This window comes from Nocardioides astragali, assembly GCF_024436375.1.
GTDB lineage: Bacteria > Actinomycetota > Actinomycetes > Propionibacteriales > Nocardioidaceae > Nocardioides > Nocardioides astragali.
Genome location: NZ_JAFMZM010000006.1, coordinates 258,235 through 274,512, shown reverse-complemented (window position 1 = coordinate 274,512; position 16,278 = coordinate 258,235). Strand labels below are relative to the sequence as shown.

16 protein-coding genes are annotated in these 16,278 nt (G+C 71.1%); 7 read left to right on the top strand and 9 right to left on the bottom strand.

Annotation, left to right across the window (positions count from 1 at the left end):
• Positions 1 to 2 precede the first annotated feature (2 nt).
• The gene (locus J3P44_RS20865) at positions 3 to 878 is read right to left on the bottom strand and encodes a glycosyltransferase (protein WP_255892395.1); all 876 of its coding nucleotides are present in this window, start codon (positions 876 to 878) and stop codon (positions 3 to 5) included.
• Between the two features lie 72 nt (positions 879 to 950).
• Between J3P44_RS20865 and J3P44_RS20860 the strand changes: the two genes are divergently transcribed.
• The 3 genes from J3P44_RS20860 to J3P44_RS20850 all read left to right on the top strand — a co-directional run bounded on the left by J3P44_RS20860 (position 951) and on the right by J3P44_RS20850 (position 4,450).
• Complete coding sequence (locus J3P44_RS20860) at positions 951 to 2,498, top strand: hypothetical protein (protein ID WP_255892394.1); 1,548 nt, start codon at positions 951 to 953, stop codon at positions 2,496 to 2,498.
• A 72-nt stretch (positions 2,499 to 2,570) separates the two neighbouring features.
• Positions 2,571 to 3,092, top strand: coding sequence for a SigE family RNA polymerase sigma factor (locus J3P44_RS20855; protein WP_255892393.1), 522 nt, complete (start codon positions 2,571 to 2,573; stop codon positions 3,090 to 3,092).
• Positions 3,086 to 4,450 (top strand): hypothetical protein, encoded by a 1,365-nt coding sequence (locus J3P44_RS20850; RefSeq protein WP_255892392.1) that lies wholly within the window; start codon positions 3,086 to 3,088, stop codon positions 4,448 to 4,450. The genes J3P44_RS20855 and J3P44_RS20850 overlap by 7 nt, the downstream gene beginning before the upstream one ends.
• Here J3P44_RS20850 and J3P44_RS20845 read toward each other — a convergent pair.
• The 3 genes from J3P44_RS20845 to groES all read right to left on the bottom strand — a co-directional run bounded on the left by J3P44_RS20845 (position 4,440) and on the right by groES (position 7,493).
• A complete protein-coding gene (locus tag J3P44_RS20845; RefSeq protein WP_255892391.1) occupies positions 4,440 to 5,318 on the bottom strand; it encodes a GNAT family N-acetyltransferase in 879 nt (292 codons plus the stop codon). The genes J3P44_RS20850 and J3P44_RS20845 overlap by 11 nt on opposite strands.
• A 164-nt stretch (positions 5,319 to 5,482) precedes the next feature.
• Positions 5,483 to 7,102 carry a chaperonin GroEL gene (gene groL / locus J3P44_RS20840; protein WP_255892390.1) on the bottom strand — a complete coding sequence of 540 codons (1,620 nt, stop codon included), beginning with the start codon at positions 7,100 to 7,102 and terminating at the stop codon, positions 5,483 to 5,485.
• A gap of 97 nt (positions 7,103 to 7,199) precedes the next feature.
• Entirely contained in the window at positions 7,200 to 7,493 is a 294-nt protein-coding gene (gene groES, locus J3P44_RS20835; protein WP_255892389.1) for a co-chaperone GroES, read from the bottom strand.
• Between the two features lie 218 nt (positions 7,494 to 7,711).
• On the opposite strand from groES, the gene J3P44_RS20830 reads away from it, so the two are divergent.
• Positions 7,712 to 8,902 (top strand): class I SAM-dependent methyltransferase, encoded by a 1,191-nt coding sequence (locus tag J3P44_RS20830; protein WP_255892388.1) that lies wholly within the window; start codon positions 7,712 to 7,714, stop codon positions 8,900 to 8,902.
• 48 nt (positions 8,903 to 8,950) lie between these two features.
• Here the strand turns inward: J3P44_RS20830 and J3P44_RS20825 are convergent, their stop codons facing one another.
• The 3 genes from J3P44_RS20825 to J3P44_RS20815 all read right to left on the bottom strand — a co-directional run bounded on the left by J3P44_RS20825 (position 8,951) and on the right by J3P44_RS20815 (position 12,099).
• Positions 8,951 to 9,340, bottom strand: a complete 390-nt coding sequence (locus J3P44_RS20825; RefSeq protein WP_255892387.1) for a hypothetical protein — start codon at positions 9,338 to 9,340, stop codon at positions 8,951 to 8,953.
• Between the two features lie 353 nt (positions 9,341 to 9,693).
• On the bottom strand, positions 9,694 to 11,538 hold the full coding sequence (locus tag J3P44_RS20820; protein ID WP_255892386.1) for a glycoside hydrolase family 3 protein: 1,845 nt from the start codon (positions 11,536 to 11,538) through the stop codon (positions 9,694 to 9,696).
• Between the two features lie 102 nt (positions 11,539 to 11,640).
• Positions 11,641 to 12,099 carry a GNAT family N-acetyltransferase gene (locus J3P44_RS20815; protein ID WP_255892385.1) on the bottom strand — a complete coding sequence of 153 codons (459 nt, stop codon included), beginning with the start codon at positions 12,097 to 12,099 and terminating at the stop codon, positions 11,641 to 11,643.
• Positions 12,100 to 12,352: 253 nt separating this feature from the next.
• Between J3P44_RS20815 and J3P44_RS20810 the strand changes: the two genes are divergently transcribed.
• The gene (locus J3P44_RS20810; RefSeq protein ID WP_255892384.1) at positions 12,353 to 13,003 is read left to right on the top strand and encodes a helix-turn-helix domain-containing protein; all 651 of its coding nucleotides are present in this window, start codon (positions 12,353 to 12,355) and stop codon (positions 13,001 to 13,003) included.
• Here the strand turns inward: J3P44_RS20810 and J3P44_RS20805 are convergent.
• Positions 12,993 to 13,622: an MBL fold metallo-hydrolase gene (locus tag J3P44_RS20805; RefSeq protein WP_255892383.1), complete on the bottom strand. Its 630-nt coding sequence runs from the start codon at positions 13,620 to 13,622 to the stop codon at positions 12,993 to 12,995. The genes J3P44_RS20810 and J3P44_RS20805 overlap by 11 nt on opposite strands.
• 175 nt (positions 13,623 to 13,797) lie before the next feature.
• Between J3P44_RS20805 and J3P44_RS20800 the strand changes: the two genes are divergently transcribed.
• Complete coding sequence (locus tag J3P44_RS20800; protein WP_255892382.1) at positions 13,798 to 14,349, top strand: SigE family RNA polymerase sigma factor; 552 nt, start codon at positions 13,798 to 13,800, stop codon at positions 14,347 to 14,349.
• A complete protein-coding gene (locus tag J3P44_RS20795; protein ID WP_255892381.1) occupies positions 14,346 to 15,572 on the top strand; it encodes a hypothetical protein in 1,227 nt (408 codons plus the stop codon). The genes J3P44_RS20800 and J3P44_RS20795 overlap by 4 nt, the downstream gene beginning before the upstream one ends.
• A gap of 28 nt (positions 15,573 to 15,600) precedes the next feature.
• On the opposite strand, the gene J3P44_RS20790 is transcribed toward J3P44_RS20795, so the two are convergent.
• Positions 15,601 to 16,230 (bottom strand): hypothetical protein, encoded by a 630-nt coding sequence (locus tag J3P44_RS20790; protein WP_255892380.1) that lies wholly within the window; start codon positions 16,228 to 16,230, stop codon positions 15,601 to 15,603.
• Between the last annotated feature and the right edge of the window lie 48 nt (positions 16,231 to 16,278).

Below are 16,278 nucleotides of genomic sequence, written 5' to 3'. Positions count from 1 at the left end.
ACTCATTCTACGGCCGGGTCGCGGCCGCCCTCGGCCGAGGTACCCGACCACTTCCTGCCCAGGTAGGCCAGGTCGCCCGCGACGTCGTTTCGGAACGAGGTGTACCTCTTGTTGAACGGCGTGCGCGCGTGCAGGACGACGAACGCCGGATCCTGCACGAAGACCAGCGTGCCGCTCGCCATCGAGAAGAAGTCCCGGTGCTCGACCATCCTGATCCGCTCGTCGTAGGGGACCTTGAGCAGTGACTCGGTGCGGCCGACGTAGACGGGCGGCCCCATGAGAACCACCGGGAGCCCGTCGATCTCGGAACCGAACGGACGCAGGGGCGGCCGGTGCTGCAGGAACAGCGAATCGGGTCCGTATCCGATGATGTACAAGCGGGGCAGCTCGATCTGGGTCGCGCACACGGCGTCGACCTCCGGGTGCGCCTCGAGGAACTCGACCGCGGACCTCACCCTCGAGTCCCTGGTGAAGACGACGTCGTCGTCGCTCACCCAGGCGTACGGCGTCCGGACGCGAGCGAGTGCCGCGTTCCTCCCGTGCGGCACGCCCGAGTTGAAGGGCAGGTCGATGACCTCGGTACGCCCGTCGGGCGCCTGCATGGGACGTGCGGAGTCGTCCGCAAGGATGACGTGACCGGCGAAGACGCGTCGCGCCGACCTGACGAGTCGACGGGCGGTCGCCGGGCGCTCGAAGGTCTTGGCGCAGAGCGTCAGCCGCTCCGCCAGCCATTCCGGGTCGTCCGGCGCCTCGACCCGCGCCCGGGCCAGGGCGGCACTGCCGGAGTGCAGGGACCACACCGATGCCCGGTGGGCGAGGCGGAGGGGTGCCCCCAGCGGGTGGTCGAGGGCCCGCTTCACGTTCGCCGCGGTGATCACCCGCCCAGTGTGCACGCAACCGGTCCAGCCTGACTCACAAAGTCGTTGCGGGTGCTCTGGGACAGTGTCGCCATGGGGGGAGACTCGACACGGCTGGGACGCATGGTGTGGATCGCCGCTGCGGCCGCCTTCGTGGCCCGGTTCCCCGGCCTGTTGTGGCCACTGCGACCCGACGAGGCGGGCTTCCTGCTGGTCGCCCGCGAGTGGCATCCCGAGCCCGACTCGGTCTACGGCCACTACTGGGTGGACCGTCCCCCGCCGATCATCGGGCTGCTGCGGGCCACCGACGCGATCGGTGGTCCGTACGCCCACCGCCTCGTGGGTGCACTTGCCTGCGCCGTGCTCGTGCTGGCGGCGGCCGGGGCGACCCGCGAGCTGTCTCGACGGGCCGGGATCCTGGACCCGCTGGCCGTCCGGCGGCTGGCCGGCTGGGTCGCGGTGGGGACCGCCGCGCTGGTGACCAACGCCCAGATCGAGCCGGTGGCAGCCAAGGCCGAGCTGTTCGGCATCCCGCTCGTGCTCGGCTCCTGCTGGCTCTCGCTGCGGGCGGTACGCCGGGTGTCGGCGCCCGACGCGTTCGTGGCCGGCCTGCTGGCGATGCTCGCGGTGGGCCTCAAGCAGAGCATCGTCGGCGGCCTGGTGTTCGGCGGGGTCCTGCTCGTGGGCTCCGTTGTCGCCCGCCAGCTGCCCGCCCGTGCGGCGCTGCGCTGCGCGGCCGCGGCCGTGGCGGGCGCCGCCGTGCCGGTGCTCGTCGTGGTCGGCTGGGCGCTCGCGGTCGGCGTACGGCTGCAGACGCTGTGGTACACCTCCGTCTCCTTCCGCTTCGACGCCGGCCGCGTCATCGCGGCGCAGAGCGGCGAGGGGGTGAACAACCGGATCTGGGTGCTCCTCCTCGTCTTCATAGGCGTCGGGATGCTGGTCCTGCTCGGCTGCTTCCTGGTCCGGCTGCCGGCCCTGGTGCGTCACGACGCGGTGCCGGCGATCGCGATCCTGGCCGTGCTGGTCGTCGACCTGGTCGGGGTCGCGGTCAGCGGCAGCTACTGGCGGCCCTACCTCTTCGTGCCCATCCCTGGCCTCGTCCTCGCCCTGGCCGCCCTCCTCGCGCACGACCACCTACGCCTCTCCCGGCGCCGGTGGACCCCGGCCGCGATGGCATTCGTGGTGGGCTCGAGCGTCCTCTCACTCGTCGCCTGGACCGTCGGCTGGAGCGTCGGCCTGGTGCCGGTGGAGGTGCGCACCGGGGCGGCCATCGCGGCTGCCGCGCGGCCCGGCGACAAGGTGCTCGTCTACGGCGGCCGGGCCGACGTCCAGTGGGCCAGTCAGGCGGAGTCCCCCTACCCCCACCTCTGGTCGCTGCCCATGCGCACCCTCGACCCGGGCCTGAGCGACCTGCGCTCGGTCCTCACCGGCAGCAACCCGCCGCAGTGGTTCGTCGAGGCGACCCAGCTCGACGCCTGGAGCGAGCTCGGGACACGGCCGATCGAACGCTCCCTGATCCACAAGTACCAGTTCGTGCGCACGGCGTGCGACCGCTACCGGATCTACCACCTCAACACGGTCGAGCGCATCGACGTCGAGGTCGACTGCTCCACCCCGTGGCGATTCATCTGGGGCGACTGATGCGAAGAAGTGCTCGGCACCAGGCAACCTCGAGGGCGTCTCACCCCGTTTGGCCACACATGGAGCAGAACAATGCGTGACGAGGCGGCGTACGTCGAGTTCGCGCAGTCGTCGCGAGACCGCCTGCGACGTACGGCGTACCTGCTGTGCGGCGACTGGGACCAGGCCTCGGACTTCGTGCAGGAGGGCTTGATCCGGGTGTACGTCCGGTGGCCCCGGCTGGTGCGCAACGGTGGTGAGCTCGCCTACGCCCGCAAGGCCGTGGTGAGTGCCTACCTCGACCACGCCCGTCGCCGGTCCAGCACCGAACGTCCCGCGGAGGCCGACCCCACGCTGGCCTCGAGCGAGGACGTGGCGGTGACCGTGGCCACCCGCGAGGCGCTGATGGCCGCACTCGCCGGGCTGGCGCCCCGGCAACGGGCCTGCGTGGTGCTGCGGTACTTCGAGGACCTCTCGGTCGCCGACACCGCGGCGCTGCTGCGCTGCACGGAGGGCACCGTGAAGAGCCAGACGTCGCGCGCCCTGTTCTCGCTCCGGTCCACGCTGGAGGAATCGCCGTCCGGCGAGCCGGCCGAAGGAGCTGTCTCATGGTGAACGAGCTGCGCGAGCTGATGCGCGAGGCGAGCGGGCACCCGCCGCAGGACAGGAGCGACATACGCGCCCTCGTGGGGTCGGGACGCCGCCGGCTGCGGGTGCGCCGCGCCACCCAGGTGGGTGCGAGTGCCCTGGCCGCCGGAGCCATCGGCCTCGGGTCGATGTGGTGGCTGAACCCGACCCCACCCGACCTCACCGCAGCGGGGGTGCCCCGCGCCGAGGGCCCGGTGATCGACCTCGGAGACGCCCGGCCCGCGGTCGAGGGGCAGCACTATCGCGAGCTGACGTCGTACACCAACGAGGACCTCAACGCCGACAACGGCCAGTACTTCGACGGCGTCACCGACGACGGCCTCATCCTCTTCCGCGACGGTCCGCGGTCGAACCAGCTCTACCCCCGCTTCGCCCTCTTGGACCCGGCCACGGGCGAGAAGGAGTGGCTGCCGCGGCTGGACACGGAGCAGAGCCAGATGTGGGCGGCGGAGCTGAGCCGCGAGCGCCTGGTGCTGCTGAGCCCGGACGCGACCGGGGCGGGAGGTGGGCCGGAGTCGGCCCTCGCGGCCCACGTGTTCGACCGCTCGACGGACTCCTGGAGCACCCTGCAGTGGCCGGGTCTCCCCGACACCGACGGCCCGTGGGGCGCCCGTGTCGGACCGGACGGGCGCCTCTACACCAAGGTGCCTGCGACCAGGACCCAGGTGCCGGAAGGGGGTTGGCCGATGGGACCTGACGGTGAGGCCGACGACTCGGGAGCCAGCGGCGAGAGCTTCGACCTGTGGTCGGTGTCCCTGAACGACCCGTCGGACGTGCGCGACGAAGGGCTACGGGTCGGGTCGTTCGGATTCGACGGCGACCGGCTCGTCTGGACCGACAGCTCCAACGGCGCGGCCGGCATGGTGCACGTGCGCGACCTGGACGACGGCGAGGAGACCTCGTTCGACCCCCGGCTCGGAGACCGGTGCAACCTGCTCGGCTTCGACGTCGCGGGCGGAAGGATCGCGATGACCCAGTACTGCGGCACCTACGAGGGCGGGGTGCGCGACGACCGGATCCAGGTGATGACCACCGAGGGCGAGGAGGTCATCACGGTCCAGGACAGCGGCGTGGACGCGGGAGACCTGGTCGCCGGGGGCGACTTCCTGACGATGACGGCGTACGACCGCGCGACGGGCGGCTCCTACGTCTACGACTTCGACGAGGGCCGGTTGCTGCGGCTCAGCGACGGGCACTCTCCGTGGGCGGTGGGACAGGGCCCCACGCCCGGCGACCAGTTCCTGTGGAACGAGCCGTCCGGCACGAAGGTCCCCATGTTCGGCCGCAGCGGGGCGACGGTGCACTTGGGTGAGCTCATCCGCTGACCCTGGCAAGGCGGCGCACGGGAATCCTCACAGTGAGGTCGTCTGCGCCCATCCGGATCCTCCCGCGCAGTCCGGTGCCGAGCACCAGCGGCAGCACCGCCTGGTTGTCCGCCGCGGTGCGCACGACGATCTCGTCCGCGTCGCTGGTCCGGGCGACCCGGGCCGCCTCGAGGAGCAGGCGGGACCCGATGCCGCGCCGGCGCCACACGGGATCCACTGCAAGGTCGAGGTCCCAGGCGCCGTCGACGCCGACCGACCAGGTCACCGAGCCGACCCGGGTCCCGGCGACGAACGCCGTGACGGCCGTGTCGGTCACCTCGAAGGCGGGCGAGGTGCCGGTCCCCAGGCGACCACCGGGCTCGGGCACAGGGCTGTGCGTGGCCGCGGCGAGGACGTCGCCCACCAGCTCGGCGAGAGCCGCACCCCGAGCGTGCTCGGCCGCAGTGAACGGCGCCTGACGGCGCAGCTGCACCGATACGTCACCGATCTCGAGGTCCATGCCGTTCAGCACGGGCTCCAGCGCAGACCCCGCCGGATCGGCCTCGGCGTCGAAGAGCCGCGCGACCACCTCCGGGAACCCCGCCGGCTGGGCGAGGATGCTGCGCGCCGCCAGGACGTAGCGGGTGGGCTGGTCACCCAGGGCAGCCTCGGTGCAGGGCAGCACGCTCACCCGGGTGCCGCCCGAGCGCTCGACGAGATCGGCGAGATCAGCGAGCTTCCAGTCCTCCGGGGTGCGCAGCACGAGCTCGTCGGTCACTCGGTCGACGCCGGGGAAGACCTGCAGGCCCAGGATGTTCACTCCCGCCGCGCCGCAGCTCCCCGCCAGCTCGGCCAGGGCACCGGGCCGGTCCGCCAGGGTGGTCCGCACTCTCCACAACATTCGCATCCCCCTCCACGTGGATCCCGGATCGTTGGTCACAGGGTGCCGTGGCGATGTTTCGTGGGTGCTGTGTACGGGGTTTCGTGCGCGTCACGAAATGCCGCACGGCCCGCCCCGCCGTGAGGCGGAGCGGGCCGTGCGAGACGGGTCGATCAGTGGCCGTGGCCGTGCCCGTGGCCGGCCGCGGCCGGCTCCTCGTCCTCGGGCTTCTCGACGATCAGGGTCTCGGTGGTGAGCAGCATCGCGGCGATGGAGGTCGCGTTGACGAGCGCCGAGCGGGTGACCTTGACCGGGTCGAGGACACCCTGGGCGACCAGGTCGCCGTACTCCTCGGTCGCGGCGTTGTAGCCGTTGCCGACGCCGAGCTCGCGGACCTTGGCGGTCACGACGTAGCCGTTCTGGCCACCGTTCTCAGCGATCCAGCGCAGCGGCTCGTCGGCGGCCTTGCGGACCACGCGCACGCCGGCAGCCTCGTCGCCGGTGAGGCCGAGGTTGTCGTCGAGCACCGAGACGGCGTGGATGAGCGCGGAGCCACCGCCGGGGACGATGCCCTCCTCGATCGCGGCGCGCGTCGCGGAGACGGCGTCCTCGATGCGGTGCTTCTTCTCCTTCAGCTCCACCTCGGTGGCGGCGCCGACCTTGATCACGCAGACACCGCCGGCGAGCTTGGCGAGGCGCTCCTGGAGCTTCTCGCGGTCCCAGTCGGAGTCGGTGTTCTCGATCTCGGCCTTGATCTGGTTGACGCGGCCCTCGACAGCGGTGCTGTCGCCGCCACCGTCGACGATCGTGGTGTTGTCCTTGGTGATCACCACGCGACGCGCCTGGCCGAGCACCTCGAGGCCCACCTGGTCGAGCTTGAGGCCGACCTCGGGGGCGACGACCTGGGCACCGGTCAGGGTCGCGATGTCCTGCATCATCGCCTTGCGGCGGTCACCGAACGCGGGGCTCTTGACGGCCGCGACGTTGAAGGTGCCGCGGATCTTGTTGACGACCAGCGTCGAGAGCGCCTCGCCGTCGACGTCCTCGGCGAGGATGAAGAGCGGCTTGCCGGTCCCGATCACCTTCTCCAGCACCGGGAGCAGGTCCTGGATCGAGGAGATCTTGCCCTGGTGGAGCAGGATGTAGGGGTCGTCCAGGACGGCCTCCATCGACTCCGGGTCGGTGACGAAGTAGGCCGAGATGTAGCCCTTGTCGAACTGCATGCCCTCGGTGAACTCGAGCTCGGTGCCCATGGTGTTGGACTCCTCGACCGTGATCACGCCGTCCTTGCCGACCTTGTCGAAGGCCTCGGCGAGCAGGTCGCCGATGTGGCTGTCACGGCTGGAGATCGTGGCGACCGAGGCCATGTCCTCGCGCGTCTCGACCTCACGGGCGGCCTCGCGCAGCGCGTCGCCGACGGCCTCGGCCGCGGCGTCCATGCCGCGCTTGAGGCCCATCGGGTTGGCGCCGGCCGCGACGGCACGCAGGCCCTCGTGGACCATCGCCTGGGCGAGCACGGTGGCGGTGGTGGTGCCGTCACCGGCGATGTCGTTGGTCTTGGTGGCCACCTCCTTCGTGAGCTGGGCACCGAGGTTCTCGAACGGGTCGTCGAGCTCGATCTCACGCGCGACGGTCACCCCGTCGTTGGTGATCGTGGGCGCGCCCCACTTCTTGTCGAGGACGACGTAGCGGCCCTTGGGGCCGAGCGTCACCTTGACGGCGTTGGCGAGGGCGTCGACGCCGCGCTCGAGTGCGCGGCGGGCGTTCTCGTCGAACTCCAGGATCTTGGGCATCTGTGTGCTCCTAGGAACGGGTGAAAGGGGTTCGCCCGGACGTCATGGCGAGCGGTCGCAGCAGCGACCGGGCTCCCAGGACGTCCGGGCGAAGGGATCAGGAAACTACGGCGAGGATGTCGCGCGCCGAGAGGATGAGGTACTCCTCGCCGGCGTACTTGACCTCGGTGCCGCCGTACTTGCTGTAGATGACCTTGTCACCCACCGCGACGTCGAGCGGAACACGGTTGCCGTTGTCGTCGACACGACCGGGACCGATCGCCACGACCTCGCCCTCCTGGGGCTTCTCCTTGGCCGTGTCCGGGATGACCAGCCCGGAGGCGGTGGTCTGCTCGGCTTCGAGCGTCTGGACGACGATGCGGTCCTCGAGGGGCTTGATGTTGACCGACACTTCGGATCAACCTCCACTTTCTCTAACGCGTGACTTTGCGGAGCAGGTCGCTCCCAGGACGTGGGCCCACGATCCGGGCCGGCACGCCGTCGCGGGGGTCGTGCCGAGGCTCGTGAGCATTGGCATTCTCAGGGTGAGAGTGCCAGAACAGACGCTAGCACTCTCCCCAATCGAGTGCTAGCCGGGTGGTCTCCCGGCGGGCCTGACAGGATGCCCACGTGGAGATCGAGACGCTGGACTGGCTGCAGACCCCCGAGGGCGAGCACCTGCTGGTCCACGCGTCCCAGGCCTGGACCGACCACCCGGGCGACCCGGTGCGCGTGGCGAGCGTCGTACGCCGCCTCGAGCCCGACCCCGAGAAGTCCGCGGCCGCGACCACGCAGGCGCTCCTGCGGGCGAAGGCCGTCGCCAAGTTCGGCGATGCGGCGCCGCGGATGTTCTTCACCCCCGATGCGCTGGAGCAGGCCACCCGCAGCCGCGTGGCCGACCATCGTGCCGCGCGACTGGCAGCGGCGATCCCCGGCGGCAGCGTCGTCGACCTCGGCTGCGGCATCGGCGGGGACCTCCTCGCCTTCGCCCGAGCCGGACTCGTGGCAGCAGGGATCGACCAGGACCCGGTGCGAGTGGCGATGGCGGAGGCCAACCTGGCAGCGCTGGGCCTCGCCGGCGCGGTGATGGCGGGAGATGCGACCACCCTCGACCCGAGCGGCTTCGACGCCGCCTTCGCCGACCCCGCCCGCCGCGGCGGCCGGGGGCGGGTCTTCGACGTGGAGGGATGGACCCCGCCATGGACGTGGGTGCTCGACCTGCTGACGCGGCGGTCACTGGTCAAGGTCGCTCCGGGCATCGGTCACGACCTGGTGCCCGCGGGGGTCGAGGCGGAGTGGGTCAGCGACGGCGGCGAGGTGAAGGAGGCCGTGCTGTGGTCACCACGCCTCGCGACCACCTCCCGCCGCGCGACCGTCATCGGCGAGCGCGGCCTCGCGACGCTGACCGACGACGATGCTCCGTCGCTCGGCGAGGGTGGCGTGGACGTGCGAGACGTCGGGGCATACCTCTACGAGCCCGACGGCGCGGTCATCCGCGCCGGCCTGGTGACCGCCGTGGCCGCCGGCGTGCAGGGCGGACTCGTGGATCCGCACATCGCGTACGTCACCAGCGACGCGTCCTTCCGTACGCCATTCGCCCGCGGCTACCGGGTGCTCGAGCACCTCCCCTACCGGGAGAAGCAGCTCAAGGCCGCCCTGCACGAGCGCGGGATCGGCCGGCTGACGATCAAGAAGCGGGGCGTGCAGGTGGTGCCCGAGGAGCTGCGCAAGCGGCTCGCGCTGCGCGGCACCGAGGAGGCGACCCTCGTGCTGACGCGCGTCGCCGGGCAGGGTGCGGCCCTGCTGGTCGAGCCCTTCTAGCGCTTCTTGCAACCCTCGCGTGAACGAGCTGCTATCCGCATCCTGCTCCTAGCACTTCGGGCAGTTCGCCTCGACTGCGCAGTCACGCGGCGGCGTGGGAACCTCGACCACGACCGTCCTCGTGCCGGCGGCGGACGTGATCTCGACGGTGACGTCCAGCTTGTTGCTCGAGTTGGTGCCGGTGAACCGCAAGACCTGGGTCGAGCACCCGCCCAGCGGCGTCGGCAAGGTGGGCGTCGTGGCGGGGTAGCACGCGTTGGGTCCCGGAGTGAGGGCCGTTGAGTTCGCCTTCGCGACACCCAGGATTCGGAACGTCCCGGAGTCGCTGCCCGAACAGTTGCTGTCGCTCACGCAGAACTGCAGGTAGTAGGTGAAGTCGTTGCCCTTGCCAGGGCACTTGCAGGCGTCGTCGCCGAACGTCACCACTGGCTCGCACACCGGGCTGACGGCAAATGCTGGTGCCGTGGTAGCGATTGCCACCACGGGCGTGGACCAGGCGATGCCCCGAGTCACGGTTCGACGTGTGATGCGAGTCCCCACGGACTCCTGGCTGCGCGGACGCGCACCTTGCTTGACCATGTTTGGTACCCCGGTTTCGAATGGTTGCGCCTGATTGCTGTTCCCACGACCAGCGGCGTGCGTGATGGCACAAGGGTGGCCCCTCTATAAGGCCATTCGGGCGGGTGAGCCAAGGAGCAGGGATACGTGTGGGAAGCCTTGACAGAACCTTCGTGTATCACGACGGATAAGGCGTCAACCTGTCCAGACGAGCTGCGCAAGCGGCTCGCGCTCTAGCCGTGAGCGCAGCCGGCGCGTGCCACGCCGGCGACCTTGACCGGCAGCCGACCGGGGGCGGTGGTCTCGCCGAGGAGCACCTCGACCAGCACGTCCATCGCTGCCGGGGTGTCGCCGTAGGTCGCGATGCGGGTGGGCGCGCTCACCCGGCCGAGCACCCACGGACTGTCGGTGGCAACGGCGACGGCCCCGTCGACGGATGCGTCATGGAAGCCGCTGAAGCCGACGGGCGTGCCGACGGCGACCCGCGCGTCCTCTCGTGCGGTCCAGGCGGCGAGCCGGCGTACGCGTCCCGCCTCGGCCTTCTTCCACGCGCGGAGGCGCTTCCTGAAGGCCCGCTTGCGCTCCTTCGGCCGGCGCTCGGGCTCGGACACCGCGTCGGACAGTCTGGCCGGGGGCGAACGGCGCAGGAGGACCGTGAGCCCCGCCCGTCCCGCAGCCGCGACGAAACCGTTGACCGCGGCCGAGTCGCCGTAGGCGTGCACGGCGTCCCCCACCAGTCGACCCGAGCACGCGCCGTCGGTGACGGTGACGGCGGCCGCCGAGAGCCGTCGAGAGGCGCCGCGGGCGGATCCGACCGGTGCTCCCCTTCCGCCGGACAGGTGGGCCAAGAGGGCGATCTGCCGGGCGGCGGCCTGTTCGAGGCGCCGACGGGAGAGCACGCCCGTCCTCACCGCGCGGACGAGTGCTGTGCGGGCCACGGCGGGCGTCGGCGGCATCAGCAGGACGTCGGAGCCGGCGCGGAGCGCCTGGACGGCCGTGCGCCCGGGGTCGCGGCCGCGGGTGACCCCCGTCATCGCGAGCGAGTCGGTCACTACCAGCCCTCCGAAGCCGAGCTCGCCACGGAGCAGGTCGGTCACGACCGCTCGAGAGAGGGACGACGGCACGCGGGGGTCGACGGCCCGCACGTCGAGATGGCCGACCATCACCGATGGCAGGCCGGCCTCGACTGCGCTGCGGAACGGGACCAGGTCGGACGCGTCGAGCTCGTCGCGGGACTTGGTCTGCACCGGCAGGGTCAGGTGGCTGTCCGCGGGCACCGACCCGTGGCCCGGGAAGTGCTTGATCACCGGTAGCACCCCGGACTCGGCGAACCCGGTGGCGGCGGCGATGACCTGTTCGGCCACGACCTGGGGGGACGACGACGCGGACCGCGACCCGATCGTGGGGTCCCCCGGCCCGGAGGTGACGTCTGCGTCGGGGGCGAAGTCGACGTTGAAGCCGAGCCCCCGCAGCTCGGCACCGCTGGCCGCGTACGCCTGCTGGGTGAGTGCGACGTCGTCGGCCGCCCCGGCGCTCATGAAGGTCGGGAAACGCGTCGCGGCGCTGCGCATCCGTTCGACGACGCCGCCCTCTTGATCCACCCCCAGGAAGAGCGGCCACGCCCGGCGCACCCTCCGGGTCAGCGCGGTGTTGACGGCCTTGATCTGGGCGGCAGAGACGACGTTGGACTCGAACGCGATGACACCGCCGAGATGGAGGTCACGCACCAGCTCGACCGGCGCCGACGTACCCCGCCACTCGGCGACGATGACCTGCCCGGCCAGGTCGGGCAGACGCATCCGGCGGACGATCTTCGCGGCCCGGTCCAGCGCGGCTCGATCCGGCCCCCATCCTTCGACGAGCCCGAGCTTCTCCGACGGCGTGGGCGGCACGGTGGGGGCACCGCTGGTCGCGGCTCCGCGCTCCGCCGGCTTCTCGGCCCTCGGTTGGTCACCTGTCTCGCATGCGCTGAGCGAGGCGATCAGCGCAAGGGTCGCCGCCAGGGCCACACCGCGGGCACGGCGGCCGGGCGGCGGGCCCGACTCCGTGCGGTTCCGCGTCGTCAGCCTCGCGAGCATCCCGACATCGTGACACGGCCGGCCGCTGTCGACCCACCTCGGCCGGGTGCCAGGCGACCGCGCCTGCTGTCACTCATCCCCGTCACCCCATCCTCTGTCACCTCATCGGCCATGACGGTCCGGGCTGTGCCACGGCCAGTCAGCGGACAGCCAGTCGGCGACGGCCTGCGCGAGCGGCCGGTCGAGCTCCGCCACGTCCGCGCGTACCCACGACTGCACCTGGACGTCGTGGTCGGGCGACTTCGTCGGGTAGACGTACACGCACCCGATCACCTCCCCGCCCGCCGGGTCGAGCACGGTGAACGTGAATCCCGTGCGTGCCTCGAAGTCAGCGGCGTGGCGCGTCAGGTCAGCCAGGTTCTCCTCGAGCGACATCCCCTCCGGCGGAGGCCAGCTCCCGTCCGGGAATCCGGGGGTCGACCGGATGTGGTCGATGCTCGAGGTCCACGCCCCGAGGTCGGACTCGTTGTGCTGCGGGCCGAGCGGCTCGAGCCGGAATCGCTCCGCCTCCAGGGTCCGGGGCGGAACGAAGTCATCGGGCACGAAGGGGTCTGTGCTCATCCACGGACAGTACCCGCGTCCTTCCTCCCACCCACCGCCCTTGGTGCTGAGTCCCTGAGGGACTCAGCGCGAAGATCCGCACGCGGAAGCCCACCTTCCTGGGGCCTTGCCCTTGAGTCTCTGAGCGACTCAAGGGCAAGGGGGCGGAGCGGGCGGTCCGTCGCCGCAACCCCGTGCCTGTGGACAACTCCGGCCGATTGTCGGTGCGCCCCACTGAGATCGAGGGACGACACCGACGACGCAGAGGGACGCGATGGATACCGAGCTGGACTGGGCGCAGATGAGTGAGTGGACCGACGCGGAGGTGCAGTGCTACCTCATGGGTCCGTTCGACGGGGAGGTGCCCGGACTCGTACGCCGAGTCAGACGGATCCTCGACGTCTCGCAGCGGGGCCTGGCAGCGCTCCTCGAGGTGTCGCAGTCGGTCGTCGCCCGGTGGGAGACCGGGCGGACCAGCCCCCGCGTCTCAGTGCTCCAGCAGATGCTGCGGCTCGCTGGTCTGCACGTCAGCGTCCATGACGGCGAGACGGGCGAGGAGGTGGCGCCGATGCGGGACGACGGCGCGCGGGACCGCGGCGGTCGCCGATGCCCCGCGCACGTCGATCTCACCGTCACGGGCTGGTGGTACCCGCGCGGCGCGGAGTCGACGGCCGCCTTCCTGATGTGGCGACAACGATCGAGGGAGCGACGGGACCCGGCGATCCACTTCCACACCTCCCCCTTCCTCCGCAGGCTCCATCGCCTGCTCAGCGGCACCCCCGACGACCACCCGTCGATCATCCAGCTCACGGCCGAGGCCGTGCACCTCGACGAGGTCAGGGAGGAGAGGCGCGAGCGGATCTGGGCGGCCTCACCATGGCTACGCCCCCCGCAGCCGCGCACGCACTGTCCACTCAGCGCGTGAGCGCCGCGCGCTCCGCCCCGATCGTCGTGTCGGGGCCGTGCCCGGTGTGCACGACCGTCTCGTCCGGCAGCTCGAGGAGACGAGTGCGGATCGACCGGGCGATCACGTCGGCGTCGCTGTACGACCGACCCGTCGCCCCGGGACCGCCCTCGAAAAGGGTGTCGCCGGTGAAGACGCACCCCAGGTCGTGGACGTAGAGGCACACCGCCCCGGGCGCGTGGCCTGGGGTGTGGATCACCGTGACCGCGGCGCCGCCGATCGTGAGCACCTGACCGTCAGAGAGGTCGACGTCCCAGAGCTCGGCCCCCTCCTCGTCGCCACCGTGGGTCAGCTCCCACAACGGACGGTCGTCGGGGTGCAGCAGGATCGGGGCGCCCACCCGGCGGCGGAGCTCCGGTGCCACACGTACGTGGTCGTCGTGGGCGTGCGTGCAGACGATCGCCTTCACCGCCCGGCCGGCGACGACCTCGAGGATCGCGTCGACGTCGTGGGGCGCGTCGACGACCAGGCACTGCTCGTCGTCGCCGATCACCCAGACGTTGTTGTCGACCTCGAACGTCTCCCCGTCGAGGGTGAACGTCCCTCGGACCACGGCATGGTCGACCCGGACCTGCTGCATCGAGAACTCCTGACCTCGGTTGCGCCGAGCCTGACAACGCCGACCACATGGATGCAACCCCGGGCGACCTGTTCGCGTCCTCACCAACGAGGAGCCGACACACCGCAGACAAGACGAACGGGGGTGGAGAGTGATCACGACACTCGTCGAGGAACCAGGACCGAGAAGGCACGAGATGGGTACGACGCGTGACCGCGGCAGCGGCCGGGGCAGCGACAAGGACGCCGACTTCTCGGCGTACATGGCGGCGCGCCAGCCTGCTCTCTACCGGACCGCCTACCTCCTCGCCGGCGACCACGCGGGCGCGGAGGACCTCCTCCAGAACGCCTTCGCCAAGCTCTACCTCTCCTGGGACAGGATCCGCGACCGCCAGGCCCTCGACGGCTACGTCCGCCGGATCATGGTCAACGAGCACAACTCGCTGTGGCGCCGTGCGTGGAAGCGCCGCGAGCACCCCACCGACTCGATGCCCGAGACCGGCTCTCCCGACACGTACGACGACGGGATGGGCGGCGTGCTCTGGTCCTTCGTCCAGACGCTTCCGCCCAAGCAGCGCTCGGTGGTCGTGCTGCGCTACTACGAACAGCTGAGCGAGGCCGAGACCGCTGATGTGCTCGGGATCTCCGTCGGGACGGTCAAGTCGCAGACCAGCCGTGCCCTCGCAGGGCTGCGCGCCCGCGCCCCGCAGTCACTCAACCCCCACGAGTCCGGAGACGACGCACGATGAACAGCACTCCCCTCGAGGACCAGGTGCACGACGCCCTGCACCGCCAGGTCGACCCCATGCAGCACTCGCCCCTCACCGTCACCGACGTCCGGCAGCGGGCTCGGCTGATCCAGCGCCGCCGCACGATCGCGGCCGGTGCCGCGGTCGCTGCCGCCCTCGCCGTCGCGGTCCCCGTGGGACTGGCCATGGACGGGCCCGCCCGGCGCAGCGACGTCCCACCCGCCACGCAGACACCGACCATCACCGGCCCCGTGCGGATCGACCCGCGCAGCGCCTCGGTCGGCGACCCGCCACACGTGACGCTCGTCGACGCGACCACGCGGACGCTCGTGGCGGGAGGCGAGGAGTACGTCCTCCCCGAGTCCTACGACCAGATCACGCGCTACCGCGACGGCTGGATCGCCGTGTTCGACGACCAGCGTGCGCCGACCCTCCACATCCTCGACAGTCGTTTCGACGTGGTCGAATATGTCCTCAACGCGAGCGCCCTGACCGTCACCGACGACGGCTCCCGGGTGGCGTACACCAACCACGACGGCTACCGCTGGGTCGTCGTCGACAACGAGGTCACGGGCGAGCAGGCGGAGCGGACGACCGCACTGCCGAACGGCTCGGTCGAGGCTCGGGTGCGGACGGTCGGCTTCCTGCCGGACGACGGACTGGTCGCCGCCCAGACCGACCCGGCCGACGGGACAGAGACGACCTTCATCGTCACTCCGGAGGGCACTACGAAGCCGCTGCCAGGCCTGATCGAGGCGGTCAGCGCATCACCCGCGACAGGGATGGTCGCCGGCCTGACCAGCGTCGACATGGAGAGCGCCCAGTCCTGCTCGGCGTTGGTCGACGGCCGGGACAGCAATGGCGATGCGGCCTGGGAGACCTGCGACCACCAGCTGGGTGCCTTCAGCCCCGACGGCCAGCACCTGGTCGGCCTGGCCGAGTACTTCGACGGCCCCGGTTCCCCCAGCCTGTCGATCCTCGACGCCACGACCGGCGAGCCGGTCATCGACTTCGAGCTCACCGCGGCTCCCCAGCGTGTGGTGGCGATCGCCCCCGAGGTGGTGTGGGAGGACGACCAGACCCTCCTCGCGACCTACATCGACGGCACCGAGCAGTACGTCGTGCGCCTCGGGCTCGACGGGACCGTGGAGCGGGTGGCCGGGCCGGTCACGAACGACGACTCCACGCTGTCCCTGCGCCTGACGCCCGGCCGGATCGACTGACCGGCAGTCGACTGCCGTCTGTGGAGCGCTAGTTGAAGGTCGGCTTGAAGGAGGCCAGGATCGAGGCCGTGACCTCCTCGCGCTCCTCCGCCGTGAGGGGCGGTACGTCGACCCCCACCTCTTCGTTGTAGAAGCCGATGTGGATGGTCCACGAGCCGTCGAGGAAGAGCAGGCCGTAGGTGTGGTTCTCCTCGAGCGGCTCGCTGGTGTCGAGGAAGTGGAAGGCGTTGTACTTCCCTCCCACCACGACGTCGTCCACCCGCTCGAGGACGTTGCCGTCGCGTTCCTCCACGATCTTCTCCTGCTGCTTGGCGAAGGCGTCGAGGGACGGCTTGTCGGTGTAGCCGGGGAGGAAGCTCAGGTGGACCTGGTCGTTGCGATAGCCCTGGAGCACGCCGTAGTCGGAGACGAGGCGCATCCCCTTCAGCCCACGGATCGTGGCGCCCTCGGTCCTGATCAGGGGCCCGTCCGCGGGCTCGACGACCGGCGCGGCGGGCGGCAGCCGTACGGACGGGGACGGCGTGGTGGGAGAGGACGTCTCGCCACCGGAGTCCCCGGCACCAGAGTCGTCCGGGCCCGACCCGCACCCGGAGACGAGCAGGAGAAGGGCCGCACCGGCGACGGCGCATCGCCGACGGCATGACACCCGAGAAGTCATGGTCCGAGCCTAGCCACACGCATCGATGCCACGTGATGCAGATCCCGT

What these genes read in the sequence shown, in the direction of transcription:
- groL (WP_255892390.1), bottom strand. Translation starts at nt 7,102, where the DNA reads ATGCCCAAGATCCTGGAGTTCGACGAGAACGCCCGCCGCGCACTCGAG.
- J3P44_RS20810 (WP_255892384.1), top strand. Translation starts at nt 12,353, where the DNA reads ATGGATACCGAGCTGGACTGGGCGCAGATGAGTGAGTGGACCGACGCG.
- J3P44_RS20855 (WP_255892393.1), top strand. Translation starts at nt 2,571, where the DNA reads ATGCGTGACGAGGCGGCGTACGTCGAGTTCGCGCAGTCGTCGCGAGAC.
- J3P44_RS20790 (WP_255892380.1), bottom strand. Translation starts at nt 16,230, where the DNA reads ATGACTTCTCGGGTGTCATGCCGTCGGCGATGCGCCGTCGCCGGTGCG.
- J3P44_RS20800 (WP_255892382.1), top strand. Translation starts at nt 13,798, where the DNA reads ATGGGTACGACGCGTGACCGCGGCAGCGGCCGGGGCAGCGACAAGGAC.
- J3P44_RS20860 (WP_255892394.1), top strand. Translation starts at nt 951, where the DNA reads ATGGGGGGAGACTCGACACGGCTGGGACGCATGGTGTGGATCGCCGCT.
- J3P44_RS20850 (WP_255892392.1), top strand. Translation starts at nt 3,086, where the DNA reads ATGGTGAACGAGCTGCGCGAGCTGATGCGCGAGGCGAGCGGGCACCCG.
- J3P44_RS20815 (WP_255892385.1), bottom strand. Translation starts at nt 12,099, where the DNA reads ATGAGCACAGACCCCTTCGTGCCCGATGACTTCGTTCCGCCCCGGACC.
- J3P44_RS20805 (WP_255892383.1), bottom strand. Translation starts at nt 13,622, where the DNA reads ATGCAGCAGGTCCGGGTCGACCATGCCGTGGTCCGAGGGACGTTCACC.
- J3P44_RS20795 (WP_255892381.1), top strand. Translation starts at nt 14,346, where the DNA reads ATGAACAGCACTCCCCTCGAGGACCAGGTGCACGACGCCCTGCACCGC.
- J3P44_RS20820 (WP_255892386.1), bottom strand. Translation starts at nt 11,538, where the DNA reads ATGCTCGCGAGGCTGACGACGCGGAACCGCACGGAGTCGGGCCCGCCG.